This window comes from Pseudomonas sp. 31-12, assembly GCF_003151075.1.
Lineage (GTDB): Bacteria > Pseudomonadota > Gammaproteobacteria > Pseudomonadales > Pseudomonadaceae > Aquipseudomonas.
The window spans coordinates 275,592-287,802 of record NZ_CP029482.1 but is presented as its reverse complement, the minus strand read 5'-3'; the positions used below and the strand labels follow the sequence as shown (position 1 = coordinate 287,802).

The following is a 12,211-nucleotide window of genomic DNA, read 5'->3' as shown; positions in this document are numbered from 1 at the left end:
ATTTCCGATGTGGGCGGCGCCGGGAATGGACGCGGCAAGCGGTGTCGTTTCCGTTTCAGTGACGCCAGTATATAATGCCGCAGATTTTGTGTGCGCTTTGTCCCAGCGTAGGATGAAGTTCACGAGAGCGATTGACCTTGATTGCGCATTAGAACGCAGAACGCTCTCAACCCTGAAAAGGTCGTTTTATGACGAAATGGCTGCTAGCTGCCGGTGTCTTGATGCCGCTTTACAGCGCTCAGGCTACACAGGATCCGGAAGCTGTGTACAACCGTGTTTGTGGTGCCTGTCATTCCGGCCAACTACCCATGGCGCCCAGAAAGGGCGATCAGGAAGCTTGGACGCCGAGGTTGGCGAAAGGTATGGAGACGCTGGTGCAACACGTGACCCAGGGTTTCAAGGCGATGCCGCCGCGTGGTTTGTGCATGGACTGCAGTGCCGAGGATTACCAAGCCATCATCCACTGGATGAGCGAGTGATCCCGGTCCATAACTCTTTAACCCTTAGCCGTAGTTGGATTAGCTGATGAACAAATTGATCGTGAGTCTGCTGTTGACCGTGGGGATCTCCGGCATAGCCCATGCTGCAGGTGATGCAACTGCTGGTCAGGCGAAAGCCGCAGTATGTGGCGCCTGTCATGGCCCGGATGGCAACAGCATGGCGCCTAACTTTCCGAAACTGGCAGGCCAGGGCGAGCGTTATCTGAACAAGCAGCTGCACGACATCAAGTCCGGCAAACGCACAGTTCTGGAAATGACCGGCCTGCTGACCAACCTGAGCGATCAGGACCTGGCTGATATCTCTGCCTACTTCGCCAGCCAGAAAGGCAGCGTTGGCGCCGCCGACCCGAAAGTCGTGGCTCGCGGTGAAGCATTGTTCCGTGGCGGCGACCTGGCCAAGGGCCTGCCAGCCTGCACCGGTTGCCACTCTCCGGACGGCAAGGGCAATGCGGCTGCCGGCTTCCCGCACCTGGGTGGTCAGCATGCTCAGTATGTTGCCAAGCAGCTGACCGACTTCCGCAAGGAAGAAGGCGGTCGTGCCAACGACGGCGACACCAAACCGATGCAGAGCATTGCCAAAAAGCTGAGCGACGAAGATATCGCCGCGGTCTCCAGCTACATACAAGGCCTGCACTAAGACCGGCAAATGGGGCGTCGCGCGGGACGTACATCTCCTGCAACGTTAACGCTCTATTAATCCGTCGCAGCAAGTATAAAAAGGGTGGCTCAGGCCGCCCTTTTTTGTGGCCGCTGCCGTTACACTACAGAACTCAAGCCCGCCAGGACCTGTCTGAAAACAGGTCGCGCGAGGCGACCAAAATTGTCCAGGAGTAAAGCATGCGTAATCTGATCATCAGCGCCGCACTCGTCGCTGCCAGCCTGTTCGGCATGACTGCCCAAGCCGCCGAAGCACCCGCCGCCCCTTATGTCGAACTGAGCAATCAGGTTCCGGTCGCCGTGCCTGGCAAGATCGAAGTCGTGGAGCTGTTCTGGTACGGCTGCCCGCATTGCTACGCGTTTGAGCCGGTGATCAACCCTTGGGTCGAGAAGCTGCCTTCCGACGTGAACTTCGTCCGCATCCCTGCCATGTTCGGCGGCCCATGGGATGCACACGGCCAGATGTTCCTGACCCTTGAAGCCATGGGCGTCGAGAACAAGGTTCACGCTGCAGTGTTCAACGCAATCCAGAAAGAACACAAGAAGCTGGTCGACAAGAATGAAATGGCTGACTTCCTGGCGACTCAAGGCGTAGACAAGGACAAGTTCCTGGCGACCTTCGATTCCTTCGCCATCAAAGGCCAGATCAACAAGGCTCGCGAGCTGGCCAAGAAATATGAAATCACCGGCGTTCCAACCATGATCGTCAACGGCAAGTATCGCTTTGACGTGGGTTCCGCCGGCGGTGCCGAACAAGCACTGCAACTGGCCGATAAGCTGGTCGACAAAGAGCGAGCGGCTAACAAGGCTGCCGCCAACTAAGCGCGGCGACTGCCATGCGCCGCTGGGGTACTGAACGCGTCGTTGGCCTGCATGATCCGCGGGTCAACGAGCATCATCTGGAATCGACGGGCTTGCCCGCAGACAGCCGTCTGCGTCTGCTCAGCTTCAACATCCAGGTCGGCATCAGTACCGAGCGCTATCGGCACTACCTGACCCGAGGCTGGCAGCATGTGCTGCCGCACACCGGGCGTGCCGACAATCTGCAAAAGATCGGCAATCTGCTGGGCGACTTCGATCTGGTCGCCTTGCAGGAAGCCGATGGCGGCAGCCTGCGATCAGGCTACGTCAATCAGGTGGAACACCTGGCGCAACTCGGCGCCTTCCCCTACTGGTATCAACAACTCAATCGCAACCTCGGTCGCCTCGGCCAGCACAGCAATGGCGTGCTCAGCCGCCTGCGCCCGTGGGCGATTGAAGACCATCCGCTGCCAGGGCCCAAGGGTCGTGGGGCGATTCTGGTGCGCTTCGGCGAAGGACCGGAGGCGCTGGTGGTCGTGATGATGCATCTGGCGCTGGGCGCTCGAGCCCGCAGCATGCAACTGGCTTACATCCGCGAGCTGATCGGCGGTTACAAACACCAGGTGCTGATGGGCGACATGAATACCCATGCCAGTGATTTGCTGCAAAACTCCCCGTTGCGTGACCTCGGCCTGCTCGCGCCGCAACTGGAAGCGACCTTCCCCAGCTGGCGCCCGCAGCGCTGCCTGGACCATATTCTGCTCAGTCCCACGCTGACCCTTGAAAAGGTCGAGGTGCTGGCACAACCGATTTCAGATCACCTGCCCGTCGCGGTAGAGATTCGTCTGCCGGGTTCGCTCACGGCCGATGCATTCCCCGCGTTGAGTCCTGCCCCTTCGCGGATCCCTTGAATGAGCGACGAAACACAGCGCTGGAAAGAGAAATACCTCAAAAGCATCGAACAACAGGAAAAGCTCGAACGCCGATGGGATGCCCGGCTCGACTTGCTGCGCCGTGGGCTGGTGCGCAGCACCCTGGCTGCAGAAGGCACCGATCGCGCCGTTGACCTGTGCATGAAGGAAATGCGCGAAGTCGTGCGCACCGATGACATGGACGCCGGTCTGGCCGCCCTGCTGCCGCGCCTGGAAAAAGCCGTACTTGATTCCGAGCAGCGCCGGGAAACCCGGGTCAATCAAACCAGCGCCGCACTGAATGCGCTGGTGACTCAATTGCAAACACTGCCCCTGCCTCGCGAAGTCAGTCGTCCGTTGAAGAACTTCGCCAAACAACTGGACAGCCGAGTCAGTCAGGCCCGCGAAATTCCGTTGCTGCTCAGCGAGCTGAGCGGCCTGCAAGGCGAAGCCTTGCGTCAACTGGATACCCCGGCAGAACCTGATCGCCCCGGTTTTCTGCAGCGACTGTTCGGTAACCGGGAAGCAGATGAGGCCGCGCCGCAGATCGCCGCCCCTGCGGTACAAGCAGCGCCCCGGCAAACTGTCGAACCGATGGCCGAGGCCCCGCCTGTAGCGGTTGATCTCGCACCTAAGGTCGAGCTCCCGCCAGTCGTACAGTCAAAATCAATCGACGCAGAACCCGTCACTACAACCCCCGAATCACTGGAAATACACGCCACGGAATCCGCTCCTGTAGTGGTGGCGTTTGTCCCGCCTGTGCTTCAGCCAGAGACTCCATCTGCGCAAACAGTTGAGCCTCAGACACAGCCAGACATCGTACAACCGGCAGAACCAGCACTTGCGGACATTACGCCAGCCGAGCCGGTGCAACAGGCAATCAATCCGGATGAACTGATCCCGGTGGCCGTTGAAGCGGAGCACCTTGAGCCAGAGGACGTTCTCTACGGCCTGCCCGATTCACCCGAGCCTTCCTATAGCTCCGTCGCCAAGCACATCGAAGACACACTCCTGGGCCTGCTCGACGACCTGACGCTGCCCGAACGCCATCGACCGCAAGCCGAAGCGATGCGTGATCGCCTGCAAAACGGCTTGAACTGGTACGAATTGATTCCGATCCTCGACGATCTGGCGACGTTGATGCTGGCGATCACCGACAGCGGTCAGCACGAGTTCGAAGCTTACCTCCAGCAACTCAACGAACGTCTCGAATCGTTCCAGAGCAACTTGCAAGCGGCCAGTGACGGCCATGCCGACAACCGCTCTGCGGCGCGCGACATGGATACGCAGATTCGCGAGCAAGTCGATGGCCTGCAGAGCAGCATGCAGGAAGCTGCGGACCTGGACGACCTTAAGCACGTCCTGGAGAACCATCTCGAAGGCCTGCTCGGCACCATGGATCAACACCAGAAGCAGCGCGACGAACGTGAGCAGGAAGTCGCGGCTCGCCTGCAAAGCCTGGCCGAGCGTGTGGCTCACATGGAACAGGAAGCGCTGGGCTACCGTGAACACCTTGAAGAACAACGGCAGAAAGCCCTGATCGATCCATTGACCGGTCTGCCGAATCGAGCAGCCTGGAGTGAACGGCTGGAGCACGAAGTCCGCCACTGGCAGCAACACGGCAACTCCTTGTTGCTGGCAATGCTCGACCTCGACCATTTCAAACGCATCAACGATAACTACGGCCACCTGGCGGGTGACAAGGTGCTGAAGATTATTGCCAGCGTGTTGCGAAAACGCCTGCGCGGGACGGATTTCATTGCGCGGTTCGGGGGCGAAGAATTTGTCTTGCTGATGCCCGACACGTCACCGGCAAATGGCGCAAAACTGCTGGAAACCTTGCGCGCATCGATTGAAGCCTGCCCCTTCCACTTCAAGGGCGAGCGGGTGACCATCACCATTTCCATGGGTTTTAGCGCCTTCAAATCCGGCGAACACAGCGACTTGGTGCTTAAAAGAGCCGATCAGGCGCTATACCGGGCAAAAAATGCCGGCCGCAACCGAGCCGAAGCTGGTTGACAGCCAATTGTTCCATTTTATTTAAAACAGCGCTTTTGCCCTCTGCGCGCAAGTCAGTACGTTACACTGTTGCATTACTGACTTGCGTGTATTGCCTCCTGCCATGAAATGTCTTGCTCTCATTGTGTCGCTGCTCCTGTTGGCCGGTTGTGCCAGCGGCCCGCGGATCGACACCAGCCACCCTTCCGTCAATCACGACAGCCGTATTCAGTTTGTGGTGGTGCATTACACCTCTGCTTCGCTCGAGCGCTCGCTGCAACTGCTCACCCACGGCGAGGTCAGCAGTCACTACCTGATCGGCGACGACAAAGGCGCCACCATCTTTAAGCTGATGGATGAAAACCTTCGGTCGTGGCACGCAGGCGAAAGCGAATGGCAAGGCCGGACCTGGCTGAACTCCAGCTCTATCGGCATCGAGATCGTCAATCCCGGCTTCAAAGACACACCGACGGGCCGCCTCTGGTACCCGTACAGTGAAGACCAGGTTCAGTCGTTGATCTTCCTGCTCAAGGACATCAGCAAGCGTTACAACATCCACCCGCGTTCCATCATCGGCCATAGCGACATCGCGCCGCTGCGCAAGCTCGATCCCGGCCCGCTGTTTCCCTGGAAGCGCCTGGCCGCCGAAGGCATAGGCGTCTGGCCAAACGAGCAGGCCGTCGCACGCCAACAAGCCCAGTTCGCAGCAGAACTGCCGAGCATCAGTTGGTATCAGGGACAGCTGGCCCGACTGGGTTATGCCACGCCACAAACGGGTGAGCTTGATGTCGCCACGCGCCATGTACTGGCGGCCTTTCAAATGCATTTCCGCCCCGCCCGATTTGATGGCACTCCCGACGCTCAGACGGCGGCGCTCCTGCAAGTATTGAATCAGACAAAATAATGACGCCCGCCCGACGGTAAGGGCTTTTTCTCAATCAGCAGCTATAACTCATTGGTAATTCTTCGGATATCCACAATGACTGTAGCTCGAGAGACGCTTCGTAGCTGGTTCTATCGCCCCTGGTTTTTGGCGATGCTGGCTGCTGCGTTGAGCGCAACGTTGTTGATGGCCGCCAGCCTGTTTTTAGCGATGCATCAGGTAGAGCAGCGGGAAAGCCAGGAAATGAATGCCCAGGGCGAGCGTTTCCTCGCCCGGCTGGAGCAGCTGTTCGGGCAGCTACGTGAAAGCCTCGACGATCTGGAAGCCCAACCCCTGCGTGGCTGCGATGATGAAATGATCGCAACCTTGCAGCAGGTCAGCTTCAACTATCGCTTCGTTTACGAAGCCGCCTACATGGATGCCTCGCGGATCTGCTCGAATCGCCCTCGCCAAGTGGGGCTGTCGCTGAGTCGACCGCCGGACATCAAGGGGCCCACCTACAGCTACTGGCTGAACACCACCACTGAACCCGATGAAAACCGCGCGGCGTTGATGCTTGGACGCGGCAACTTTCGGGTCGCCACCTCTCGTGGCCATTTGACCGACATGGTCGATCTGTCCCCGGGAAGTAGCCTGCTGGTGGTGCTCTCCCATGGCACCCGTGCGATTCCTGTCCTCGGTGCCGCACAGGTCTGGCCCCCCGCCGAATCCTGGCCCCTGACAAACCGCGATGCGCTGCAAGTGACACAAACCCGCTTGATTTACCGCATGCCCACCAACAATCCCGAATACCAATTAGTGCTGATCACCCCACGCACGAACATGCATGTGCCAGCCGTGTGGTGGTGGCTGCTGCCGGCCAGTCTGGCGCTGGGTATCCTGGTCGGTTTCATGGTGTTTCTGCTGGTGCGCCAGCGTCAGTCACTGGACGCGGAACTGAACGGCGCCATTCGACGCGGCGAATTGCAGGTGTTGTATCAGCCGATCTTCGATCTCGACAGCCGCAACTGTGTCGGGGCCGAAGCCTTGCTGCGCTGGCGAAGACCGGACGGCACCCTGACCAGCCCCGACCTGTTTATCCCGATGGCCGAAAACACCGGCCAGATCCGCCAGATGACCGACTTCGTATTGCAGCGACTCCTCGAACAACTTGGGCAACTGCTACGCGCCAATCCGCAGTTGTACATCTCCGTCAACCTTGCAGCTTGCGATGTCATGGTGCCGCGTATCGGCCAGGTGATGGCGCGCCTGCTGACCTTGCACCGGGTCGCGGCGAAGCAGATTGCCTTTGAGGTGACTGAGCGAGGCTTGATCGATGTGGTGGTGGCCAGGGAAAACCTGCAAGCCTTGCGCGATGTCGGACATCAGGTGCTGATCGATGATTTCGGCACGGGCTATTGCAGCCTCGCCTACCTGCAAACCCTGCCGGTGGACTGCCTGAAAATCGACAAGGCGTTCATAGATGCCTTGGGCCATGATGCCGCCAGCAGCGGCGTGGCACCGCACATCATTCACATGGCCCAGGCCCTGCAACTCAGGGTGATTGCCGAGGGCATCGAACATGAAGCGCAAGCGGCCTTTCTGAGCAGCGAAGGGGTGAAGTACGGTCAGGGCTGGCTGTTCGCCCATGCCCTGAGCGCCGTGCAATTCATCGAACTGATTACCCGTGGTCGCCGGCGGAACAATCGACGCCTGGATGATGAAGCCTGAAAAGACTGCAGCGGTTTAAACCGCCAGCGCCATGTAGAACTGCGTACCCTGCCCCGGCCGCGAATAAACACCCATCCGCCCGCCATGCAACTGCACGATTTCCTTGCACAACGCCAAACCAAGCCCGGCACCGCCCTTCTTGCGGCCGACCTGGACGAAAGGCTCGAAGATCCGCCCCTGCTGACCGTACGCAATGCCTTCACCGTTGTCTTCCACGCTGATAATCACCCGCTCCCCATGGCGCCGCGCCTGCAAACGTATCAGTCCATCCTGGGCGGTATGGCGCAAAGCGTTGTCGATCAGATTATCGAGCACCCGATCCAATTGCGCCTGGTCGGCCTGCAACCTGGGTAAAGGCCCTTGCACTTCCACCGCCAACTCGATGCCTTTCAGCGCCGCAGTTCCGGCAAAGCGTTCCTGAGCCTGCTCCAGCAACGCTTCAATGGAACACGGCGCCAGCGTGAGCTTCTGCAAACCGTTCTGGTAGCGAGAGAAATTCAGCAGGTCGTTGATAAGTTGCATCAAGCGCTGCATTTCTTCATTCACGGTGTCCAGCAAATCGGCTTCGCGGGAGTCCGCAGGAAATTTCGCCCGCTCACGGAACAGGCCGAAGGCCATGTGCATTCCCGTCACCGGGGTGCGCAGCTCATGGGAGGCGCGCAAGACGAACTCGCTGCGCACCCGTTCGAATGCACGCTGTTCGGTGACGTCATGCAGCACCATCACAGCGCCGAGAATGTGGCCCTGCGTATGGCTGACCGGCGTCAGGCTGTAAGTCAGCAACCTCGATTCACCGTCTACCTCAATGCTCAGGTCTTCCGGTGCCCGCTCCAGCGTCCCGCCACGCAGCACCAGTTGCAGCTGCTCATCCAGTTCGGGACGCTCAAGCGCTGAGCCCAGCCCCTGGCCGAGTCGATCGGTGTCCCACCCCAACTGACGCTGGGCTACGGGATTGAGGTGCTCCAGATAGCCTTCGCGGTCGATCATCAGCAACCCGTCATCGATGCTGTCGAGTACAGCCTGCAAACGTTGCTGGCCGGCGAGCAGCTCGTCGATGTTCATCGCCTGATGCTCACGCAGCGCCTCGGCCATGATGCCGAAGCGCTTGGTCAGTTGGTTCATTTCCTCGGCAGAGGAAACCGGCAGGGTCACTTCAAAATTACCTTGGCCGATGTCGTCAGCGGCCTGGACCAACGCTTCAATCGGAGCGCCAAACCGGCGGGCGATCGCATGGGCGGTCATGAAACCGATGATCAACACCGCCAACCCCACCAACCCGAGCAGGCCGGCAATCAGCAAAGCGCGTTCCCGGGCCAGGCGCTCGGTGTTGTTGATGTTATCCAGTGCACGCTTTTGCTCGGAGACCAGACCGCTGCGCAAGATATTGAATTTTTCCACCAGCGCAGCGTTGCCGCTCAATGCAGGCGTAGCCGCTTGGGTCTGATCGTAGACCTGAAGAAAGTCGAGGTAATCAGCCTTGGCCTGTGTGAAGCCATAACCGCCGTTGCTGGAGTGTTGAAGTGTGATGCCTTCTTCAAGCAATTCGAGGTAGTGTTGCCTGGAGGCCTGGAACGCAGCAGGATCGGGCTTTTCGTCGATCATGATCATGAGCTGATCGCCCAGGGTCTGTCGCAATTTCAGCCCCAGGTCCAGCGAGACAAAGTTGTTGCGAACCAACACTTCCTGAGTGCCGGCCATCTGCATCACGCTGACGAGCCCGAGCAAGAGCCCGAGCAGCGCTACGGTGATCAGCGCCGAAATACTCAGAAACAGCCGAGTACGCAGCTTCATCGCCAGTTTCATTGTCGGCTCACAGGTTGTACTGCTTGCGTTTACGGTACAGGGTCGAGGCATCGATGCCGAGGGTCTTGGCCGCCTGATCCAGCGTATCAGCGGTGGCGAGGACGGCACCGATGTGGGCTTTCTCCAATTCATCCAGGCTCAACGCCGCTCCAATACGCGGCGCGTTGTTGGTCGGGGTCTCGGCCATGCCCAAGTGGCTGATCTCGACCCGTTCCTGTGGGCAGATAATGCTCGCCCGCTCCACCACGTTACGCAGTTCGCGGATGTTGCCGGGCCAGCGGTAACCCAACAACGCTTCCCGGGCCTCATCGCTAAAGCCCCGTGCCGGACGCGCATACTCCTTGACGAAGCGAGCCAGGAAACGATCGGCCAGGTTCAGAATATCTTCCCGGCGCTCGCGCAGTGGCGGCAAGTGCAACGTGATGACGTTCAGGCGATAGAGCAGGTCCTCACGGAAACGGCCGTCGCGCACCATGTCTTCGAGGTTCAGGTTGGTCGCCGCGAGGATTCGCACGTCGGCGCGGCGGGTCACCGGGTCACCCACCCGCTCGTATTCCTTGTCCTGGATGAAACGCAGTAACTTGGGTTGCAACGTCAAGGGAAAATCGCCGATCTCGTCGAGAAACAACGTACCGCCGTCGGCCTGATTGACGCGCCCCAAGGTGCTTTCGCTGGCGCCGGTGAACGCGCCACGGCTGTGGCCGAAAAGTTCACTTTCCATTAATTCCGCCGTCAGCGACGGGCAGTTGATGGTGACGCAGGATTTCTTCTGACGCTTGCTCCAGCCGTGAATGGCTTGGGACAGTTCGCCTTTACCGGTACCGGACTCGCCGAGAATCAGAATGTTGGCGTCGGTAGTGGCGACCTGGCGTGCGGTTTCAAGTACCACTTTCATGGCCGGGCTGTGGGAATCCAGTCCGTCCTTGGGTTTGCGCACTTCACCTTCAAGGGCTTCCAGCCGAGCGGAAAGTTGGCGCACTTCCAGCTGCTTGGCAGTGGCGAGACGCAACTGGTCGGGGCTGCAAGGCTTGACGAGGTAGTCGGCGGCACCGGCCTGGATCGCATCCACGGCGGTGTCCACGGCCGAGTGAGCGGTGACGATCACCACCCGCATCCAGGGGGCCTGAATGCGCATCTGGGCCAGCACATCCAGGCCATTGTCCTCACCCAGGCGCAGATCAAGGAAACACAGATCGAACACCTGACGTTGCAGCAAAGCATCGGCCTGTGCCGCGCTGTTGGCGGTGGCCACGCTATAGCCTTCGTCTTCGAGGCAATAACGGAAGGTTCGCAGAATGGCGGATTCATCATCCACCAGCAGAATGCGGCCTTGATGCTCAGTGGCTGATTCCATGTTCCCGCGCTCCTTTAAAAATAATGATCTTGATTTAGTCCCGGAAAAATCGGGCAAGTTGCATGGTTGATTCTGATCCATTCCAGCCATCGCAGGGTAGCTCTCTACACGTCCATTATCTAATGGACTGATTTTGCTAGTTTTTTAGCAAAAAACCGCTTTTGAGGCGATTACCCACGTCCTTTTCTGACATCTGCGCCCTCCTCTCAATTCAAAAATAATCAAAGTTCCGGGGAATTGATCGTGCAATACGCACGACCTTGCATGGGCCATCGTGCAGTATGCGTCCGACGTGATTTTCACAAACAAATTAACTTGTTGATTTTAAACAGTTTTTTTCTTCAAAAAAGCTGGCATGCAGCCTGCAATAGCCTAGGTAATCAGGGCCATTTTGAATCGGCGCCCACTGACAAGATCACCACCAGAGTGGGAGGAGTTTCAGAATGAATCGCCAACGTGTCGCCCCATTGCGCATCTCGCCGTTGCATATCCAGCAAGGCCTGTTTGGCATCCTGGCGATGTTGATCACGCTGATCGCTGGCCAGCAGTTCCTGCTCTGGGAACAGAGCCAGCAGCCAGAAGCGCCGCACGTGTCGATTCATCGTGCAACCCAGACCCATTTCAGCGCCGTCAGCAGTAATCAGGCTGACCTTGCTCCGATGCGAATGATGGACGTCGACCAGGCTCAGCCTGCGGATGAGATGCCGCGTCAGGAACGTTGGGTGTTCTGAGCAACCGAACTTGGCGCGCTCGCTGCGCCGGGAAAAGCACCACAAGCTGCACCTCTAATATAGAAGCGTAAGGAGAATCACCATGTTGAGCTGGGCAATCACATTCTTGATCATTGCCATCATCGCCGCCGTACTGGGCTTCGGTGGTATCGCGGGCACCGCCACGGGTATCGCCAAGATTCTCTTTGTCGTGTTCCTGGTGATGTTCATTGCTTCGTTCTTCTTTGGCCGTCGCGGTCGAGGCTGAATATGAGCGTTTGGGTAAAGACACTGGCAGCCGCCCTGCTTCTGGGCGGTAGTGCCATGGCGATGGCCGCCAATGATGGCCAGACGCGGGTCAGCGAATTGTTGAATTCGAACCCGCAGTACCGTGAAACCTGGACTAAAGTCGTTAAAAAGGAAGAACGACTGCCAGAATGGGTTATGAACCTGTCTGGCGCTTCCGAGCAAATGAATGCCGTTGAAGAAGATGGCGACAAGTACCTGGTCGGGCCGCTTTGCGAAACGCAAACGACGTGCCTGAACAAACGCTTGATCGTGGCCTTCAGCTTCGACAAAAAGGACGCGTACGCCATGCTGGTCGAAGTGCCCGCAGGATTGCCGGCCGACAAGTCGCCAACGCGACATGCCGACTACCGCTTCCTCGGCAAACCTGACCAGGGCATGCAGGATCTGTTGATGGAACAGCTCAAGAAAGATCCGAAGTGGTACTGAGTTTGAAACACGAAAGGAGCAGCATTGCTTCTTTCCAGTGCGCTACCCGAGGAAGGTAGGCGCATGACCAAGGGGTCGGGACGTTCTGCCTGTTTCTGGGGCGGAGTGACCTACGGGCACATGGAGTGTCTGCGCAAGGGCCGGGTCAG

At 58.6% G+C, this 12,211-nt stretch carries 12 protein-coding genes; 10 read left to right on the top strand and 2 right to left on the bottom strand.

Annotation, left to right across the window (positions count from 1 at the left end; all coding sequences use genetic code 11):
* The first annotated feature begins 188 nt into the window (after positions 1–188).
* The 7 genes from DJ564_RS01330 (at position 189) to DJ564_RS01300 (ending at position 7,460) form a co-directional block, all read left to right on the top strand.
* Positions 189–479 carry a cytochrome c5 family protein gene (locus tag DJ564_RS01330; protein ID WP_034149449.1) on the top strand — a complete coding sequence of 97 codons (291 nt, stop codon included), beginning with the start codon at positions 189–191 and terminating at the stop codon, positions 477–479.
* Positions 480–525: 46 nt separating this feature from the next.
* Positions 526–1,137: a cytochrome c4 gene (locus tag DJ564_RS01325; RefSeq protein WP_109627072.1), complete on the top strand. Its 612-nt coding sequence runs from the start codon at positions 526–528 to the stop codon at positions 1,135–1,137.
* A 200-nt stretch (positions 1,138–1,337) separates the two neighbouring features.
* Complete coding sequence (locus DJ564_RS01320; RefSeq protein ID WP_109627071.1) at positions 1,338–1,979, top strand: thiol:disulfide interchange protein DsbA/DsbL; 642 nt, start codon at positions 1,338–1,340, stop codon at positions 1,977–1,979.
* A 14-nt stretch (positions 1,980–1,993) separates the two neighbouring features.
* Positions 1,994–2,869, top strand: coding sequence for an endonuclease/exonuclease/phosphatase family protein (locus DJ564_RS01315; RefSeq protein ID WP_109627069.1), 876 nt, complete (start codon positions 1,994–1,996; stop codon positions 2,867–2,869).
* A complete protein-coding gene (locus DJ564_RS01310; RefSeq protein ID WP_109627067.1) occupies positions 2,870–4,888 on the top strand; it encodes a GGDEF domain-containing protein in 2,019 nt (672 codons plus the stop codon).
* 103 nt (positions 4,889–4,991) lie between these two features.
* On the top strand, positions 4,992–5,771 hold the full coding sequence (locus DJ564_RS01305; RefSeq protein ID WP_109627066.1) for an N-acetylmuramoyl-L-alanine amidase: 780 nt from the start codon (positions 4,992–4,994) through the stop codon (positions 5,769–5,771).
* A gap of 75 nt (positions 5,772–5,846) precedes the next feature.
* Complete coding sequence (locus tag DJ564_RS01300) at positions 5,847–7,460, top strand: EAL domain-containing protein (protein WP_109627064.1); 1,614 nt, start codon at positions 5,847–5,849, stop codon at positions 7,458–7,460.
* Positions 7,461–7,475: 15 nt separating this feature from the next.
* Here DJ564_RS01300 and DJ564_RS01295 read toward each other — a convergent pair whose 3' ends face one another.
* Complete coding sequence (locus DJ564_RS01295) at positions 7,476–9,263, bottom strand: ATP-binding protein (RefSeq protein WP_109627062.1); 1,788 nt, start codon at positions 9,261–9,263, stop codon at positions 7,476–7,478.
* 7 nt (positions 9,264–9,270) lie between these two features.
* Positions 9,271–10,617 carry a sigma-54-dependent response regulator transcription factor AlgB gene (algB, locus tag DJ564_RS01290; RefSeq protein WP_109627060.1) on the bottom strand — a complete coding sequence of 449 codons (1,347 nt, stop codon included), beginning with the start codon at positions 10,615–10,617 and terminating at the stop codon, positions 9,271–9,273.
* 443 nt (positions 10,618–11,060) lie between these two features.
* On the opposite strand from algB, the gene DJ564_RS01285 reads away from it, so the two are divergent.
* The 3 genes from DJ564_RS01285 (at position 11,061) to DJ564_RS01275 (ending at position 12,062) form a co-directional block, all read left to right on the top strand.
* Positions 11,061–11,348: a hypothetical protein gene (locus DJ564_RS01285; RefSeq protein ID WP_109627059.1), complete on the top strand. Its 288-nt coding sequence runs from the start codon at positions 11,061–11,063 to the stop codon at positions 11,346–11,348.
* Positions 11,349–11,430: 82 nt separating this feature from the next.
* A complete protein-coding gene (locus DJ564_RS01280) occupies positions 11,431–11,595 on the top strand; it encodes a DUF1328 domain-containing protein (RefSeq protein ID WP_003177151.1) in 165 nt (54 codons plus the stop codon).
* A 2-nt stretch (positions 11,596–11,597) separates the two neighbouring features.
* Entirely contained in the window at positions 11,598–12,062 is a 465-nt protein-coding gene (locus tag DJ564_RS01275; protein WP_109627057.1) for an inhibitor of vertebrate lysozyme family protein, read from the top strand.
* Positions 12,063–12,211 lie beyond the last annotated feature (149 nt).